11 protein-coding genes and 1 pseudogene are annotated in these 17,916 nt (G+C 64.1%); 9 read left to right on the top strand and 3 right to left on the bottom strand.

The features are described 5' to 3' along the window. Positions 1-41: 41 nt before the first annotated feature. A complete protein-coding gene (locus tag ACREB4_RS18330) occupies positions 42-1,952 on the bottom strand; it encodes a PAS domain S-box protein (RefSeq protein WP_431589682.1) in 1,911 nt (636 codons plus the stop codon). A gap of 152 nt (positions 1,953-2,104) precedes the next feature. Here ACREB4_RS18330 and tesB point away from each other — a divergent pair, with 152 nt between their 5' ends. The 8 genes and pseudogenes from tesB (at position 2,105) to ACREB4_RS18290 (ending at position 15,175) form a co-directional block, all read left to right on the top strand. Then, positions 2,105-2,977, top strand: coding sequence for an acyl-CoA thioesterase II (gene tesB, locus ACREB4_RS18325; RefSeq protein ID WP_431589681.1), 873 nt, complete (start codon positions 2,105-2,107; stop codon positions 2,975-2,977). A 137-nt stretch (positions 2,978-3,114) separates the two neighbouring features. Next, a complete protein-coding gene (locus tag ACREB4_RS18320) occupies positions 3,115-9,465 on the top strand; it encodes a HAMP domain-containing protein (RefSeq protein WP_431589680.1) in 6,351 nt (2,116 codons plus the stop codon). After that, positions 9,462-11,600, top strand: coding sequence for an ATP-binding response regulator (locus ACREB4_RS18315; protein WP_431589679.1), 2,139 nt, complete (start codon positions 9,462-9,464; stop codon positions 11,598-11,600). Before ACREB4_RS18320 ends, ACREB4_RS18315 begins: the two co-directional genes overlap by 4 nt. Before the next feature lie 141 nt (positions 11,601-11,741). Continuing rightward, complete coding sequence (gene gntA / locus ACREB4_RS18310; RefSeq protein WP_431589678.1) at positions 11,742-12,563, top strand: guanitoxin biosynthesis heme-dependent pre-guanitoxin N-hydroxylase GntA; 822 nt, start codon at positions 11,742-11,744, stop codon at positions 12,561-12,563. Then, on the top strand, positions 12,560-13,144 hold the full coding sequence (locus tag ACREB4_RS18305) for a hypothetical protein (protein WP_431589677.1): 585 nt from the start codon (positions 12,560-12,562) through the stop codon (positions 13,142-13,144). The genes gntA and ACREB4_RS18305 overlap by 4 nt, the downstream gene beginning before the upstream one ends. After that, on the top strand, positions 13,141-13,740 hold the full coding sequence (locus tag ACREB4_RS18300) for a DUF1989 domain-containing protein (protein WP_431589676.1): 600 nt from the start codon (positions 13,141-13,143) through the stop codon (positions 13,738-13,740). The genes ACREB4_RS18305 and ACREB4_RS18300 overlap by 4 nt, the downstream gene beginning before the upstream one ends. A gap of 202 nt (positions 13,741-13,942) precedes the next feature. Then, a pseudogene (locus ACREB4_RS18295) lies at positions 13,943-14,392 on the top strand (TniQ family protein); the annotation flags it as partial. A 231-nt stretch (positions 14,393-14,623) separates the two neighbouring features. Then, a complete protein-coding gene (locus ACREB4_RS18290) occupies positions 14,624-15,175 on the top strand; it encodes a hypothetical protein (protein ID WP_431589697.1) in 552 nt (183 codons plus the stop codon). 253 nt (positions 15,176-15,428) lie between these two features. Here the strand turns inward: ACREB4_RS18290 and ACREB4_RS18285 are convergent, their stop codons facing one another. Next, a complete protein-coding gene (locus tag ACREB4_RS18285) occupies positions 15,429-15,560 on the bottom strand; it encodes a hypothetical protein (RefSeq protein WP_431589696.1) in 132 nt (43 codons plus the stop codon). A gap of 58 nt (positions 15,561-15,618) precedes the next feature. Beyond that, the gene (gene lysA, locus ACREB4_RS18280) at positions 15,619-16,896 is read right to left on the bottom strand and encodes a diaminopimelate decarboxylase (RefSeq protein WP_431589675.1); all 1,278 of its coding nucleotides are present in this window, start codon (positions 16,894-16,896) and stop codon (positions 15,619-15,621) included. An 80-nt stretch (positions 16,897-16,976) separates the two neighbouring features. Between lysA and ACREB4_RS18275 the strand changes: the two genes are divergently transcribed. Further along, on the top strand, positions 16,977-17,916 hold a 940-nt coding region (locus tag ACREB4_RS18275; protein ID WP_431589674.1), incomplete at its 3' end, for a LysR family transcriptional regulator.

The raw sequence follows: 17,916 nt of genomic DNA, 5'->3' as shown, positions 1-17,916 counted from the left end.
GTTGACCGTGCTGATCGGTGGAAAAGTTCGCCCAGGAAGCCCTAGCCCAGCGCGCGCAGCTTGCGGACGATGTCATTGACACGGTAGGGCTTGCTCAGGAAGTGGAAGCCCTCCAGCTTCCCTCCTGAGGCCGTCGCGAAGGCAGCGCCGGCATAGCCGGACGCCAGGATCACCTTCAGGGTCGGCGCCAGCTTGCTCGCCGCCTTGGCCAGTTCCACACCACTCATGCCGCCCATGACGACATCGGTGACCAGAAGGCTGATCCGGGGCGTGCGCTTCAACACGTCGAGGGCCTGCTCGCCAGAGCTGGCGGAGAACACCTCAAAACCCAGGCTCTTGAACAGCTCGGCCGTCACGTCGAGGACTTCTGTCTGATCGTCCACCACCAGCACGGTTTCGAGCTCCGAGTCGGCGTGCTCCTCGGCACCGCCTTGCGAGACCGGGAAGTACAAGGTGATGACCGTGCCCCGTCCCTCCTCGGATTCGATGGTCAGGTCGCCACCAGACTGCTGAACCATGCCATAGACCTGGCTCAAACCCAGCCCCGTGCCCTTGCCGACTTCCTTGGTCGTGAAGAAAGGCTCCGTCGCGCGGTCGATGGTCTGCGGGGGCATCCCATGGCCGTTGTCCGCCACGGACAGCGCCACATACCGTCCCGCCGGCAGCTTCCTGACCTGGTTCGCCTCCAGTTCAAGGACCTGCGTCGACACGATGATCCGGCCCCCTGGAACGCTGATGGCGTCATAGGCATTGACCACGAGGTTGAGCAGGCCCGTTTCGACCTGCGCCGTGTCGATCTCGACAGTGGGCAATGCATCGGCCAGGTTCAACTCGAAGCTGGCGCCACTGCGGCCCGCGCGCTGCAACACGGTTTCGAATGAACTGATGACGCGGTTGAGGTTCTTGTGCTCTTTGACCAGGGGCTGCTGCCGCGCGAAGGCCAGCAGTTGTTGCACCAAGGTGGCCCCGCGTTTCAGGGCTTTGTCCATGGTGTCGATCAGCCGGACGTCATGCGCCGTGGTGCTGGTGCGGCGCAGGAGCGCCAAGCCGTTGTTGACCACGTTCAACAGGTTGTTGAAGTCGTGCGCGACCCCGCCGGTCACTTTGCCGATGGCTTCCATTTTCTGGGCCTGGTAGAGCGCCTCGCGCGCTTTCTCCAGTTCGGCCTGGGCATGCCTTCTTTCAGTGATGTCGCGTGTGACCTTGGCAAAGCCCTCCAGCTCGCCATGCTCGTTGCGGATGGCGTCGATCACGACGTGGGCCCAGAAACGGCTGCCGTCCTTGCGCATCCGCCAGCCTTCGGCCTCGAAACGCCCCTCGGCTGCCGCCCTGGCCAGGGCCCGCTGCGGCGCCCCGTCCGCCTGGTCTTCCGCCGAGTAGAAGCGGGCGAAGTTGGTGCCCACGACCTCGTCTTGCTCGAACCCCTTGATCCGCCGGGCGCCCGCATTCCAGTTGGTGATCTCGCCACTGGGGGAGATCATGTAGATCGCGTAGTCGGTGACGCCCTGCACCAGGATGCGAAAGCGTCGCTCGCTGTCCCGCAATTGATCGGCCGCCACCTTTTGCTTGGTGATGTCACGGGTGACCTTCGCGAAACCCACCAGCACGCCGTGCTCGTCGCGGATCGCGTCGATGATCACATGGGCCCAGAAGCGCGAACCATCCTGGCGAACGCGCCAGCCTTCGGCTTCAAAGCGCCCACGGTGCCGGGCCTCTTCGAGCGCGCGGACGGGCACCCCGGCGGCGCGGTCTTCGTCGGTGTAGAAACGCGAGAAGTGGTGGCCGATGATTTCCTGCGCGGTGTAACCCTTGAAGCGTTGCGCCCCCGCGTTCCAGCTCGCCACCTCACCCGTGGGTGTGAGCATGTAGATCGCGTAGTCGGTGATGGACGAGACGAACAACGCCAGCCGTTCGACTTCCTGACCAACCAATTCATGGCTCGACTTGCTCAAGCGGGGCGTCCTTCTCGGCGTTTCAAAAGGTGCCCAGGGCACCGGTCGGCCAATTATGCGGCGGGCTGCCGCGATTCACCCAGCGCGGTGGAATTGGCGCCAGAATGGTTGGAGAATCCATGTGAATTCTTCAGTTGACCGAACGGAGTGACATGAGCAATGTGATGCAGGAAGTGCTGGACCTCCTCGACCTGGAAACCATCGAGCGGGGCATCTACCGCGGCACCAGCCGCAACTTCTTCGGCAAGAACGTCTTTGGCGGTCAGGTGCTGGGCCAGGCCTTGATGGCCGCCGGCCGCACGGTGGAGGGCCGGTTGCCCCATTCCATGCACGGCTACTTCCTGCGCGCGGGCGACGTCAACGCGCCCATCGTCTACCAGGTCGAGAACATCCGGGACGGCAAAAGCTTTTGCACGCGCAACGTGAAAGGCATCCAGCATGGCGAAAACATCTTCCTGATGTCGGCCTCGTTCGCGGTGCACGAAGACGGGCTGGAGCACCAGACGGCCATGCCCGAGGTGGAGGGCCCGGAAGGCGTTCCCAGCGAGCACGAACTCCGCAAGCTGATCGCGCCCATGATCCCGGAAAAGATCCGCGCGGTGTTCGAGCGTGAACGACCCATCGAGATCCGCCCCATCGACCCGGTGAACCCCTTCGCCCCCGTGAAGAAGGAGCCGAAGCGCCGCCACTGGATGAAGGCCCAGAGCAAGCTGCCGGACGACCCGCTTTTGCACATGTGCGTCCTCGCCTTTGCCTCGGATTTCGTGTTGATGAGCACGGCGATGCTGCCCCACGGGGTCTCTTATGTTCAGTCGAACATGCAGTCGGCCAGCCTGGACCATGCCATCTGGTTCCACCGCGACTTCCGGGTCGACGAATGGCTGCTCTATGACATGGACGCGCCGAATGCGTCGGCATCGCGGGGCATGAACTTCGGGCGCATCTTCACGCAGGGCGGCGCCCTCGTCGCGACCGTGGCCCAGGAAGGGCTCATGCGCCTGCGGGAAGTGCCCGAGAAGTACTGAACGGAACGCGCGGCCATCGGACGATCGCTTCGATGGCGCGATGCATTAGGATAATCAGCCACGGCCCGCCTCCTGCCTGGGCAAGTCGTGTGGTGACGGCGCGCTGCCAAGTTCGTTTTACCCCTTGACGAGGTTGTATGAAAGTCCTGGAAACCCCCCACCTTCCCACGACTTCCACCGAGCAGGAGCTGTTTCAGCTGCTGTCGGCCCTGACGGCCTTGCACCGGGGTGATGCCAGCGTGCGATTGCCCAGCCATTGGTCAGGCATCGCCGGCAAGGTGGCCGATGTCTTCAACGACGTGGTCGATCAAAACGAGAGCATGGCTTTCGAGCTGGCCCGCCTGCGGCAAGTGGTGGGCAAGGAGGGCAAGCTCAAGCAACGCGCCTCTCTGCGCGAAGCCCGGGGCTTCTGGGGCGAGTCGGTGGAAAGCATCAACGCGCTGATCGACGACCTGGTGCACCCGACCAGCGAAGTGGCGCGGGTGATCGGCGCCGTGGCCCAGGGCGACCTCTCCAAGAGCATGGCGCTGGAAGTCGAGGGGCGCCCACTGGAAGGTGAATTCTTGCGCACCGCCAAGACCATCAACAAGATGGTGGAGCAACTGGGCAACTTCTCGGCCGAAGTGACCCGCGTGGCCCGTGAAGTGGGCACCGAAGGCAAGCTGGGCGGCCAGGCCCGTGTGAAAGGCGTGGCCGGCACCTGGAAAGACCTGACCGACTCGGTCAACTCCATGGCCGGCAACTTGACCGACCAGGTGCGCAACATCGCCGACGTGACCACCGCCGTGGCCAAGGGCGACCTCTCCAAGAAGATCGAGGTGGACGTGAAGGGCGAGTTCCTCACGCTGAAGAACACCATCAACACCATGGTGGACCAGCTGCGAAGCTTCGCCTCGGAAGTGACCCGGGTGGCCCGCGAAGTGGGCACCGAAGGCATCCTGGGCGGCCAGGCGCGGGTGGAAGGCGTGTCCGGCACCTGGAAGGACTTGACCGACTCGGTGAACTCCATGGCCGGCAACCTCACGTCTCAAGTGCGGAACATTGCCGACGTGACCAAGGCCGTGGCCGCTGGTGACTTGTCCAAGAAAATCACCGTGGACGGCAAGGGCGAGATCCTGGAACTGAAGAGCACCGTCAACACGCTGGTGGACCAGCTGCGGTCATTTGCGGCCGAAGTGACCCGCGTGGCCCGTGAAGTGGGCACCGAAGGCATCCTGGGCGGCCAGGCCGATGTGCAGGGCGTGGCCGGCACCTGGAAGGATTTGACCGAATCCGTGAACTTCATGGCCGGCAACCTCACATCCCAAGTGCGCAACATCGCCGAAGTGACCACCGCCGTGGCCGCCGGCGACTTGTCCAAGAAAATCACCGTGGACGTGAAGGGCGAAATCCTGGAGTTGAAGGACACCATCAACACCATGGTGGACCAACTGCGGTCATTTGCGGCCGAAGTGACCCGCGTGGCCCGCGAAGTGGGCACCGAAGGCAAGCTGGGCGGCCAGGCCGATGTGCAGGGCGTGGCCGGCACCTGGAAGGATTTGACCGACTCGGTGAACTCCATGGCGTCGAACTTGACGTCGCAGGTGCGCAACATCGCCGACGTGACCAAGGCCGTGGCCGCCGGTGACTTGTCCAAGAAAATCACCGTGGACGTGAAGGGTGAGATCCTGGAACTCAAGGCCACCATCAACACCATGGTGGACCAGCTGTCATCGTTCGCGGCCGAAGTGACACGCGTGGCCCGCGAAGTGGGCACCGAAGGGCGGCTGGGCGGCCAGGCCGATGTGCAGGGCGTGTCAGGCACCTGGAAGGACCTGACCGACAACGTGAACTTCATGGCCGGTAACTTGACCAGTCAGGTGCGCAACATCGCCGACGTGACCAAGGCCGTGGCCGCTGGCGACCTGTCCAAGAAGATCACCGTGGACGTGAAAGGCGAGATCCTGGAGTTGAAAGCCACCGTGAACACCATGGTGGACCAACTGCGCTCCTTCGCCGCCGAAGTGACCCGCGTGGCCCGTGAAGTGGGCACCGAAGGCAAGCTGGGCGGCCAGGCCGACGTGCAGGGCGTGGCCGGCACCTGGAAGGATCTGACCGAGTCGGTCAACTTCATGGCCGGCAACCTGACATCCCAAGTGCGCAACATCGCCGACGTGACCAAGGCCGTGGCCGCTGGCGACCTGTCCAAGAAGATCACCGTGGACGTGAAGGGCGAAATCCTGGAGCTGAAGAACACTGTGAACACCATGGTGGACCAGCTCTCATCCTTCGCCGCAGAAGTGACCCGCGTGGCCCGCGAAGTGGGCACCGAAGGCAAGCTGGGCGGCCAGGCCGACGTGCAGGGCGTGGCCGGCACCTGGAAGGACCTGACCGAGTCGGTCAACTTCATGGCCGGCAACCTGACATCGCAAGTGCGCAACATCGCCGACGTGACCAAGGCCGTGGCCGCCGGTGACCTGTCCAAGAAGATCACCGTGGACGTGAAGGGCGAAATCCTGGAACTGAAAGCCACCATCAACACCATGGTGGACCAGTTGCGAAGCTTCGCCGCCGAAGTGACCCGCGTGGCCCGTGAAGTGGGCACCGAAGGCAAACTGGGCGGCCAGGCCGACGTGCAGGGCGTGGCCGGCACCTGGAAGGACCTGACCGAGTCCGTCAACTTCATGGCCGGCAACCTGACATCGCAAGTGCGCAACATCGCCGACGTGACCAAGGCCGTGGCCGCTGGCGACTTGTCCAAGAAAATCACTGTGGACGTGAAGGGCGAAATCCTGGAACTGAAGAACACCGTGAACACCATGGTGGACCAGCTGCGAAGCTTCGCGGCCGAAGTGACGCGCGTCGCCCGCGAAGTGGGCACCGAAGGCAAGCTGGGCGGCCAGGCCGATGTGCAGGGCGTGGCCGGCACCTGGAAGGACCTGACCGACTCGGTGAACTCCATGGGCTCGAACCTGACGTCGCAGGTGCGGAACATCGCCGACGTGACCAAGGCCGTGGCCGCCGGTGACTTGTCCAAGAAGATCACGGTGGACGTGAAAGGCGAAATCCTCGAGCTCAAGGCCACCATCAACACCATGGTGGACCAGTTGTCCTCCTTCGCCGCCGAAGTGACCCGCGTGGCGCGGGAAGTGGGCACCGAAGGCCGCCTGGGCGGCCAGGCGCAGGTGCAAGGCGTCTCGGGCACCTGGAAGGACCTGACCGACAACGTGAACTTCATGGCCGGCAACCTCACATCGCAGGTGCGCGGCATCGCCAAGGTGGTGACCGCCGTGGCCGACGGGGACCTGAAACAAAAGCTGACCGTGGAAGCCAAAGGCGAGATCGCCGCGCTGGCCGACACCATCAACTCCATGACCGACACACTGGCCATCTTCGCCGACCAAGTGACGACCGTGGCCCGCGAAGTGGGCGTGGAAGGCAAGCTGGGCGGCCAGGCCAAGGTGCCGGGCGCCTCGGGCACCTGGAAGGGCCTGACCGAGAACGTGAACGAGCTGGCGGCCAACCTGACCACACAGGTGCGCGCCATCGCCGAGGTGGCCACCGCCGTGACGCAGGGTGACTTGACCCGCTCCATCACCGTGGAAACGCAGGGCGAGGTCGCGGCCTTGAAGGACACCATCAACGAGATGATCCGCAACCTCAAGGACACGACGCAGAAGAACACCGAACAAGACTGGCTCAAGACCAACCTGGCCAAGTTCAGCCGCATGCTGCAAGGCCAGAAAGACCTGGTCACCGTGGGTCAGCTGATCCTGTCCGAGCTGGCCCCCGTGGTCGGCGCGCAGCAGGCCGAGTTCTACGTGCTCAGCGGCTCGCCCGAAGGCGCCATGCTCAAGCTCTTCGCCAGCTATGCCTCGGGTGGCCAATACACCCACGGCAAGGAGGTCGGCCTGGGCGAGGGCCTGGTCGGCCAGTGCGCCATCGACAAGCAGAAAATCCTGCTGAGCAATGTGCCCACCGCCGCCTTCCGCATCGCCTCCGGCCTCAGCGAGAACGCGGCCATGGACGTGCTGGTGCTGCCAGTGATCTTCGAAGGCCAAGTGCGCGGCGTGCTCGAACTCGCCTCGCTCGACCGCTTCAACCCGGCCCACCAGGCCTTCCTCGACCAGCTGACCGAATCCATCGGCATCGTGATCAACACCATCGAGGCCAACACCCGCACCGAGAACCTGCTCACGCAGTCGCAATCGCTGGCGCAAGAACTGCAAAGCCGCCAGCAGGAGCTTCAGCAGACCAACCAGGAACTGCAGGAAAAAGCCCGCCTGCTGGCCCACCAGAACCACGAGGTTGAGCGCAAGAACCAGGAAGTGGAACAGGCGCGCCAAGCCCTGGAAGAAAAGGCCGAGCAGCTCGCGCTCACGTCCAAGTACAAGTCGGAGTTCCTGGCCAACATGTCGCACGAGCTGCGCACACCGCTCAACAGCCTGCTGATCCTGTCGGACCAGTTGTGCAAGAACCCGGAAGGCAACCTCACGGGCAAGCAGGTCGAGTTCTCCAAGACCATCCACTCGTCCGGCAACGACCTGCTCATGCTCATCAACGACATCCTGGACCTGTCCAAGATCGAATCGGGCACGGTGGCCGTGGACGTCAGCGAGTTGCGGCTCGACGACCTGCAACGCTCGGTCGAACGGAGCTTCCGCCACTTCGCCGAATCCAAGCACGTCGAGTTCCTCGTCAACATGGCCGCGCCTTTGCCCAAGAGCCTGGTCACCGACGTCAAGCGCCTGCAGCAAATCATCAAGAACCTGCTGTCCAACGCCTTCAAGTTCACGCACCAGGGCCAGGTGGTGTTCTCGGTGGCCACGGCCGACTCCGGCTGGTCGATCGACAACGAAGAGCTCTCGCGCGCCAACCAGGTGCTGGCCTTCTCGGTCTCCGACACCGGCATCGGCATCTCGGCCGACAAGCAGCAGATCATCTTCGAGGCCTTCCAGCAGGCCGATGGTTCAACGTCGCGCAAATACGGCGGCACCGGCTTGGGCTTGGCCATCAGCCGCGAATTGTCTCGCCTGCTGGGTGGCGAGATCCGCCTGGTAAGCGCGCCCGGCAAGGGCAGCACGTTCACGCTGTACCTGCCGCAGAACTACAACCCTGCGCGCATGGCCCGCCCGCCCCGCCTGGCCGCTGGCGACATGTCGCCAGCCGCGATCACGCCAATGTCGCCGCTCGATGCACGCCCCGTCCCACGGCCGGCCGCTCAGCCTGCGCCTTCGGCCAAGGACGCCACGCTCTTGAGCGCCAGCATCTTGGCCCGTTCCACGGCCTTGCCGGTGGCCGACAGCACGGCTTTCGCCAATGTGGCCGACGATGACCGCGAGGCCATCAACCCAGGCGACCGCGTGTTGCTCATCGTCGAGAACGACCTGGCCTTCGCCAAAGTGCTGCTCGACGCTGCGCGCCAGTGCGGTTTCAAGGGCCTCGTCAGCACCACGGGCGCGGGCGCCTTGTCGATGACCCGGGACTACCACCCCATGCTGATCACGCTGGACATCCACCTGCCGGACATGCAGGGCTGGCGCATCCTGGAGCGGCTCAAGAACGACCAGGACACCTCGCACATCCCCATCTGTGTCGTCTCCACCGACGACTCGCGTGAGCGGGCGTTGCAGGCGGGCGCCGTGAGCTTCCTCAGCAAGCCTTTGCAATCGCGCGATGTGGTCGACGAGGCCCTGGAACACCTCTACCAGTTCGCCGAACGCCCCTTGAAGACGCTGCTTCTGCTGATGCCGCCGTCGATGCTGCGCACCGAGTTCGTCAACGCCCTCGACGCCGAGGTGGAGGTGCTGATCGCCGACAAACCCGAAGCAGCACGCCAGGCGCTCGAGAATGCCGATTGCGTGGTCGTGGACGCCAGCCTGGCGGTGATCGACCCGCAGGATGTGCGCGACGCGATGGAGCAGAAGCCGGGCTTCAAGCAACTGCCCGTGGTCTTCCACGGCCAGGGCGACGACTCGGCCTGGCAACGCCCGCACAACGGCTTCGGGCTTCGGCAGGCGAGTTCACTTGAGACGCTGCTGGCGCACGCCGCCTTCTTCCTGCACCGCAGCCCATCGTCGCTGTCCGATGCGGAACGCGACGCCATCCAGTCGGTTCGCGGCGCGCACAGCGTTCTGGCGGGCAAGAAAGCGCTCATCGTCGATGACGACATGCGCAACATCTTTGCCCTGGCCACCGTGCTGGACGACGAGGGCATGGTCATCGTCTCGGCCGACAACGGCCGCGAGGCCATCCGCCTGGTCGAGACCGACCCCGACATCGACATCGTGCTGATGGACATCATGATGCCCGAGATGGATGGCATCGCCACCATGCAAGAGATCCGCAAACTGCCCCGCGGCAAGGACCTGCCCATGGTGGCCGTCACCGCCAAGGCCATGAAAGGCGACCGCCAGAAGTGCATCGAAGCTGGCGCGTGGGACTACCTGTCCAAACCCGTCGACCCCATGCACCTGCTCGCGGTGCTGAGGGGCTGGCTGTGCCTGTGAAGTTCGACCTGACCATGCCCCCGGACAGCGAGGATGACAAGGTCAACATCCTCATCGTGGACGACCTGCCCGAGAAGCTGCTGGTGTTCCGAACCGTGCTGGAAGAAATGGGGCAGAACCTGGTGTTCGTGCGGTCCGGCAGCGAGGCACTGAAGGAGGTGCTCAAGCGCGAGTTCGCCGTGATCCTGCTGGACGTCAACATGCCGGACATCGACGGACTGGAAACGGCCCAGCTCATCCGCAACTACAAGCGTTCCGCGCACACGCCCATCATCTTCATCACGGCCTATGCCGATGAGATGCAGACCTCGCGAGGCTATTCGCTCGGCGCGGTCGACTACATCCTGTCGCCGGTGGTGCCTGAGATGTTGCGCAGCAAGGTGCGCGTGTTCGTCGACCTGCACAAGCTGCAGCGCCACACGCACCGGCAAGCGGAAGAGCGCGTGGCGCTGGTGGCCGCCGAAGCGGCCCGGCGCCTGGCCGAGGAAACCACGCAACGCTCGAATTTCCTGGCCCAGGCGAGTCGCGCGCTCAGTGGTTCCCTCGACGTGCGGGTGGGCATGCGCCGCCTCTTGGAATTGCTGGTGCCTGACGTGGCCACCCAGGCCACCGTGACCGTGCTCGACGAGGTGCTTCATTGCGAAGCGAACGAGGCCACCGGCACGCGGGTGTTCCACGATGGGGGACTGGCCCACTTGCCTCAGCATGGCAGGGCCGCGGTGACCCAGGCCTTGGCCTCATCGACGAGGGCCCCCTTGCCACCACCTCATTTTGGCGGGGCCATCCCCATGGTGGTGGGCGAACGTGTCCTGGGGGCCCTGCTGGTGGTGATGGACACCGAGGACCGAGACTGGTCCACGCTGGAAGACGTCGCCGGACGCGCCGCGATGGCCTTCGAAAACGCCCGGCTGTACCGCACGCTCGAGGCCGAGATCGACGAAAGGCGCCAGGCCGAAACCAAGCTGCAATTGTCCAACCAGCGCAAGGACGAATTCCTGGCCATGCTTTCGCACGAATTGCGCAACCCCCTGGCCCCCATCCGCAATGCCATCGAGGTGATCCGCAGGGTCGTGCCGCCCGAACCCACGCTCGACTGGGCCAACGATGTGATGGACCGCCAGATCAAGCACCTGACAAGGCTGGTCGAAGAGTTGCTCGATGTCGCGCGCATCAGCCAGGGCAAGATCGTGCTGCAGATGGAGCCGGTGGACCTGCAGACGGTGATATCGCAAAGCATGGAAACCGTGCGTCCCTTCATCGAGGGACGCCGCCACACCTTGACGCACAAGCTGCCGGCCACCCCCGTGTGGATGCGCGGCGATTTCGCCCGCCTGCTGCAGATCGTGTCGAACCTCCTCAACAACGCGGCCAAGTACACCGAGGAAGGTGGCGCCATCCACCTGACCCTGACCGTCGAGAACGGGCAGGCTGAGATCACGGTGACCGACAACGGCATTGGCATCGAGGAAGACCTCCTGCCCAATGTCTTCGAGCTGTTCGAGCAGGGCAAGCGGTCACTCGACCGCAGCCAAGGCGGGCTGGGCGTGGGGCTCACGCTGGTGCACCGCCTGGTGCAGTTGCACAGCGGCCAGGTGCTGGCTTTCAGCCGGGGGGCCGGCCAGGGTTCGGAGTTCCGCGTGGTCCTGCCCTGCCTGGTCGAAGTCAATGCGCCCGCCGAGCCTGCCCAATTGGTGGAGCCCGAACGCCAAGCCCTGGGATGCCGGGTGCTCGTCGTGGATGACAACGTCGACGCGGCCGAGTCCATCGCCATGTTCCTCAAATTTTCGGGCAACGAGGTCAAGACCGTTGGCGACGGCCCCCAGGCCCTGGCGTGTGCGCCGGTGTACGCGCCCGAGGTGGTGGTGCTGGACATCGGACTGCCGGGCATGAATGGCTACGAAGTGGCGGCCCGCCTGAGGCAGTTGCCCCAGACCGCCGATGCGCTGTTGATCGCCTTGACAGGCTACGGCCAGGAAAGCGACAGGAGCCATTCGCAAGCCGCTGGCTTCAACGCGCACCTGGTCAAGCCCACCGATCCCGGCGCACTGGCCGACCTGATCGAGGCCCATCACCAGAGCATCCAGCGCAAGGCCCCCGTCAACGTGCCCTTGGATGCCGCGAACGACATGTCATGAGCGAACGTGGGTGGCCGGCAGGCATGGCAGCGCAACTTGCGGCAAAAGTTTCTCGGCATGGGCGGACCTGCGGACTCCGGACGAACATCCAAGGCCCATCAGACAGCGCGGCGTGGGAACGAGAACTGCTAAAGCCATGTCATGGCTTACTCAACGACCACCCAACTCCATCAACCATCGACAAGCACCTGGGCGCGCAATCCACTGCGTGGTGATGCCCGCGCCACTGGCCAAAGCTGCTACTTCGAGCCAGAGGTCAACCACTGGAACCACGCCCCTGGTTCTGGCGTTGGCGCCGAGGCGATGGTCATTCACGATCGCCTGAAAAGCAAAGTCCTCGATCAGGGCTTTCCATGCGTCGCCGCACGTTCGGTCATCAACCGCCAAAGCTATCGCCTGGGGGTCTATGCATCGCTGGGGACCGAGGAGGCCGCCTTGGCGATCTGCCACGACCTCTATGAGTTTTCGCAGGCCTTGAAGGATGTCCGCGCACCTTTCACCAGCTTCATCGCTTCGTTCAAGAACCCGACTCACCTGACCGAACCCGAGTTCGAGGCACTGCTCTGGAGGCAGCTCCAGCTCATCCATGACGTGGATGTGCGCCATTTCGACTGGGACCCATCGGTCAGCAATGACCCGGACGATGCCAAGTTCTCGTTCAGCGTGGGTGGCCGGGCATTCTTCGTGATTGGCCTGCACCAGGCTTCATCGCGCCTGGCCAGAAAGGTGGACCAGCCCTGCCTGGTGTTCAACCCCCACGAGCAGTTCGAATCCTTGCGGGCGGAAGGCGGGTACGACAAGTTGAAGACCGCCATTCGCCAGCGCGACATGGCCTACCAGGGATCGGTCAATCCCGTGTTGACCGACTTTGGCCATCAAACCGAAGCACGGCAGTATTCCGGCCGCCCAGTGTCCAGCCAATGGAAGTGCCCATTCCACCACCATCCACAGGAGCTCACATGACCATCAACCTCGAAAAATCATTGGACATCGATGCGCCCGTCGCGGACGTCTTCGCGATCTGGGCGGACGTTGAGTCGCATCCAGAGTTGCTGCCGAATGGCCGTGGCGCCCACCTGGAGGTCACGGAGAAAATCGCAGGAGAACGCCTGAGCTGGCGGATCACCGGTCCGGAGGTCGTCAGCACTGCCCGCATCCAGCTTGCGCCAACGGGCGAAGATGGCGCTCACACGAAGATGACGCTGACCGCCCACTATCCGAGCGGCCTCGGCCTGAGCGAGACCATCGCCCACGTCACCGCCTCCATGGAACATGGACTGGCCAATGTGGGCAGGCTTCTTCGCGGAGAGAACATGACCATGGAAGAAGCGCCAGCCAGCGGAACGCTGAGCGAGTCCGGCTATCCGGAAGTCACCGAGTCCGCGGCCATCTTGCAGCGCTCCTTGTCATCGGCCACCGAGGCCTGGACCACGTCGGTGAACAAAACATTCGAGGTTTTTTCCACCCTGGCATGGCTGCCTTTCCAAGGCGTGTTCGCTCAAGCCTTGCAAACAGCTCAGACGCCACAGAGTTCATCCACATGACCGCCGAGCACACGTGCAACCACACCCGCATCGCGCCACAAAGTGGCACGGGCTTCCGTTTGAAGAAAGGCCAAACGCTCCGGATCATGGATCCCATGGGCGAGCAAGTGGCCGACCTGTTTGCGGTGAGCGAACACGACCACCGCTGCGCCCTGTCATCTGGGCGCAGCCTGGACTACGCCAGCAAGATCTACCTGAGCAAAGGCGACCTGCTGTATGCCAACGACAGCCAAGTGATGTTCACCATCCTGGAGGACAGTGTGGGCAAGCACGATTTCCTGCTCACGCCCTGCAGTCAGGAAATGTTCGAGATCTTGTACAAGCACGTGGGGCACCACCCCAGCTGCTTCGAGAACTTGAGCAAAGCCCTTGCCCCCTTCGGCATCGATGGTGCACAGATCACCACCACGTTCAACGTGTTCATGAACGTCAACATCCACGAAGGCGGGCGCATCACCGTTGATGTCCCCACGTCCAAGGCCGGCGACCACATCGACCTGCGGGCCGAGATGGACCTGGTGTGCGGACTGACCGCGTGTTCGGCCGAAGGGTCCAACAATGGCACGTTCAAACCCATCGATTTCAAGATCTTGTGAGGCGCAAGACGGTATCCTGCCAAAACTGCACCGACACCCGTTCCAGAGGAAGCGGATAACAAAGTCTCAAAACGACTCAAGAGGGAAATCTGCTTGGAGAGGCCGCCAGGTGGGCGACGCAGAGTTTCAAAATTCTCGGCGCGAAGCGTAGTTGAACGGTCCTCGAAGCAAAACATTGTCTCAAAACCCTCTGTCACCACTAATGATTCCGGCATTCCCGTCTGACGCCACCATCTTGTCCATTCACCTTGCGTGCCTGAGGTCCGGACGTGAGTCCAGCCTGGCGCGCTCGGTCCAGACCTTCTATCAGGGACCGGTCGACAGCGTCAACAACCGCTTCGGCTACAAAACAAGAACGTTCGCAAGGTTTGCATTGGATGATCGGGTAAGCGGAGAAGAGCTGATCATGAGCCACTCCCTGTTCCCAATGCTTTCAAGCATGTTCACTGCTGACATCACATCTCGATGGCGAGACGCCTTGGCTGACGGAAATGCGAATGCATTGATCCGATTCGCGCTATCGACCCGTCGTGACTTTAAGCATGTACTTCGCCTTTGCCCAGATTGCGTTGCCAGCGATACCTTGCAGTTTGGGCTTGCGCATTGGCACGTCCCCCACCAATCCCCTGCAATGCGTTTTTGCCCTAGCCATAAGCAGCTTTTGCATAGTCGCTGTAGAGCATGTGAGACGCCATTCGGTGAAAACAAGAAGTGGTTGCTACCGGGGGATCCATGCTGTCATTGCGGCGGCCAAGCCACGTCATCAGCACTGTCCTCACAAGACAGTGAAGGCTACCAGAGCCTAGCGGATCTTGTCACCCGTGCTCTCGCTGGAAACGCACCTGAAATTGCACCTTCAGTTAGGCACCAAGTGCTGAGACACATGTTTGCCACTTTAGGAACCAGTACAGAAGCACTACTGAGTCTGTTTCTGGCTTGGTGGTCCGTTCACTCACTAGAAGAACTTGCCGTTCTTCTAGAAACAACGATCCGCCCCAAGACTGTTTTAAAGCTTTTTGAGGATGGCCACGCCCAGGTAAGTACGTTGCTACTGCTGGCTGTCATCGCGTTCGCCTGGGCTCATACAGCCGACTCTGATCGCGCACTTTTCCTTGAGGGCCGCCCCGCCGAGAACGATCTCTTTGTCAGCGGTTCTCCTGTCAGCCTTGAATACGACGAAGTATTCACTGAGCTGGTTGTCATGGCTCAACAAATTCATCTGCCATCTCAGGCCGCGCAGCTATTAGCACAAGGCAACCGACTCCAGGCTACTGAACAGTTCGGGGGGACCAATGTGTTCCTTCTTCTTGAAGGCGTTCCGCCTCGCGTACGCCAGCAGATTGACGATCGCACTCTTGCCTTTAGAAGTCAGAATCGCCGACGGAAATACATGGCCCATGTAACTCCCAGTTCATCTCGGAAGAGAAGACCATGATGAAGGCACCGTGGTCTGGTGCTGCCCCCCCCCGCTGTTCCCGCCTATCGCGGCATGGAGCGAAGGCGTTCGTACGCTGCGTGACGTACTGAAGCCCGAAGGCCTGGAGCTGCCCGTGCCGCTTCAAGACGAAAGCGAAAAAGTGACGACCTGGATCTTGCTGGCACATCACGCCAGAACGAGTTGCGTGCGGAGTTGTCGTTGCCGCTGGACGTAGGGAGTGACGGCCGCGTTTCTGTGTGGCAGGAACGGATCATCCTACTGGCTCAGCCGCTGGCTGATGTTCGTTCTTGGCAGCGTTGAACAGCTTGCCCAAGATGCGGTCGTGCAGGTCGATGATTTCGTCGGTGACGGTGGCCACGCCGTGCCCGGCCCGACGTCGCATGCAACGGCCGAGCACCGTGGTGCCATGGCGTCGGAAAAAGACCTTGAAGGGATGGGACTCAATCCTCGAGCGCGATCAGCTCCGCCACCGTCTGCCGCCGCCGGATCAGGCGCGACACGTCGCCATCGACCAGCACCTCGGCCGCCAGCGGCCGCGTGTTGTAGTTGGAGCTCATCGAGGCGCCGTAGCCCCCGGCGTCGTGGAACACCAGCAGGTCGCCGACTTCGGCCGACGGCAGCGCGCGGGCTTGCACCACCCCGTCGGCGTCCTGCGTAAACACGTCGCCCGATTCGCACAGCGGGCCGGCGACCACGCTGGGTCGCGGCGCGTCCCGCCCGGCCGCGTCCGCGCGCGCGACGAGGCTGATCGCGTGGTGGCCGCCGTACATCGCAGGGCGCACCATGTCGTTGAAGCCGGCGTCGCACAGCACGAAGTGGTTGCCGCCCATGTCCTTGACGGCGCGCACCTCGGCCAGCAGCGCGCCGGCCTCGGCGACGAGGAAGCGGCCGGGCTCGATTTCCAGTCGCAGCGGGTGGCCCAGCTCGTCGGCCAGGCGGCGGCGCGCGTCGTCCCACAGGTTGAAGTAGTGGTCGGTGTCGACGACGGCGTCGCCGACGCGGTAGGGGACGGACAGCCCGCCGCCGGCCGAGATGGCACTGACGTCGTGACCGTGCACGACGACCTCGCGCACGTGCTGCACCATCGCGTCGCACACCTGCGCCAGGTGGCCGTAGTCCGCGCCCGAGCCGATGTGCATGTGCAGGCCTACCAGCCGCAGGCCGTGGCGGGCGATGGCCTCCAGCGCGGCCGGGATGTCGCCCGGCCAGATGCCGTGCTTGCTGTGCTCGCCGCCGGTGTTGGTCTTGCGGCTATGGCCGTGGCCGAAGCCGGGGTTGATGCGCAGCCACACGCGATGGCCGGCGGCGTGCTGGCCCAGGTGCGCGCCGAGCTGATCGAGCATCGCCACCGAGCCGGCGTTGACCGGGATGCCATGCGCGGCCACCAGCGCCAGCGTGGCGCGGTCGATCACGTCGGCGGTGAACACGATGCCAGCGTGTTCGTCGCGGGCATCGTAGCCGGCGTGCAGCGCGCGCTCGATCTCGCCGCCGGAGACCGCGTCCACCTGCACGCCCAGGCCGTGCATCAGCCGCAGCAGGTGCGTGTTGGAGCAGGCCTTCTGCGCGAAGCGCACGGTGTCGAACCGGCGCAGGCGCTCGACGCGGGCGCGGATGGTGCCGGCGTCGTAGACCCACAGCGGCGTCGCGTGCGCGGCGGCCAGCGCACGCAGGCGTTCCGGCGTGAAGGTGGCGGGGGCGGGGTGTTGCAGCGTCGTCATGGCGCCATGCTGCCCTCCGAAACCATATCCGTCCAATGCTTTGATTTCGCAATCTCGTACAAATTTGATATGGTTGGCGGATGCTCTCTTCGCTCACCCACCGCCACGTCGAGGTCTTCCGCGCGGTGATGACCGCCGGCAGCGTCACCGGTGCGGCCGCGGCGCTGTCCACCTCGCAGCCCACCGTCAGCCGCGAGCTGTCGCGCATGGAGTCGCTGCTGCGCCTGGCGCTGTTCGACCGCGTGCGCGGGCGGCTGCAGCCCACGGCGCAGGCGTATGCGTTGTTCGAGGAGGTGCAGCGCTCCTACGCCGGGCTGGAGCGCGTGGCCGACACCGCGCTGCGGCTGCGCCAGTTCACGCAAGGGCAGTTGTCGCTGGCCTGCCTGCCGGCTTTTGCGCACGCCTTGCTGCCCGGCGCCTGCGCGCGTTTCCAGGCGGCGCACGCGGGCGTCAGCGTGTCGGTCAATCCGTACGAGTCGCCGCTGCTAGAAGAACGCCTGGCGGCACAGGCGCATGACCTGGGCGTGGCCGAGCACGACGGCGCGCTGGCCGGCGCGCAGGCCTCGCTGCTGCTGGAACTCAACGAGGTGGCGGTGCTGCCTGCCGGCCATCCGCTGGCGGCGCGGCGCCGGCTGGCGGCCTCCGACTTCGCCGGCCATGCGTTCGTCAGCTTCCACCCGCGCGACCGCTACCGGCAAGGGGTGGACAAGGTGTTCGCCGAGGCCGGCGTCGACCGCCGGCTGGCGGTGGAGACCGACAACGCGGTGGCCGTCTGCGCGATGGTGCGCCACGGCCTGGGGCTGGCCATCGTCAACCCGCTGACCGCCCTGGCGCTGGCGGGCGAGGGCGCGGGCATCGTGGCGCGACCGCTGGCATTCCAGATTCCGTTCCGGGTGTTCGCGGTGCGGCCGGCGCATCGGCCGGGCAACCCGCTGGTGGCGCGCTTCCAGGTCGCGTTGGCGGCCGAATGCGCGGCGCTGGGCCAGGCGGTGGCGCGCGCATGGGGCGGCGGTTCGCGGC

Origin of the sequence: Aquabacterium sp. (assembly GCF_050725395.1) — a bacterium.
Classification (GTDB): domain Bacteria; phylum Pseudomonadota; class Gammaproteobacteria; order Burkholderiales; family Burkholderiaceae_C; genus Aquabacterium.
The sequence above is the reverse complement of the archived record's forward strand: the minus strand, read 5'-3'. Positions and strand labels throughout refer to the sequence as shown.

Coding starts and splice junctions, on each gene's coding strand:
- ACREB4_RS18305 (WP_431589677.1), top strand. CDS start 12,560: ATGACCATCAACCTCGAAAAATCATTGGACATCGATGCGCCCGTCGCG.
- ACREB4_RS18285 (WP_431589696.1), bottom strand. CDS start 15,560: ATGCGACGTCGGGCCGGGCACGGCGTGGCCACCGTCACCGACGAAATC.
- ACREB4_RS18320 (WP_431589680.1), top strand. CDS start 3,115: ATGAAAGTCCTGGAAACCCCCCACCTTCCCACGACTTCCACCGAGCAG.
- gntA (WP_431589678.1), top strand. CDS start 11,742: ATGGCTTACTCAACGACCACCCAACTCCATCAACCATCGACAAGCACC.
- ACREB4_RS18290 (WP_431589697.1), top strand. CDS start 14,624: ATGTTTGCCACTTTAGGAACCAGTACAGAAGCACTACTGAGTCTGTTT.
- lysA (WP_431589675.1), bottom strand. CDS start 16,896: ATGACGACGCTGCAACACCCCGCCCCCGCCACCTTCACGCCGGAACGC.
- tesB (WP_431589681.1), top strand. CDS start 2,105: ATGAGCAATGTGATGCAGGAAGTGCTGGACCTCCTCGACCTGGAAACC.
- ACREB4_RS18300 (WP_431589676.1), top strand. CDS start 13,141: ATGACCGCCGAGCACACGTGCAACCACACCCGCATCGCGCCACAAAGT.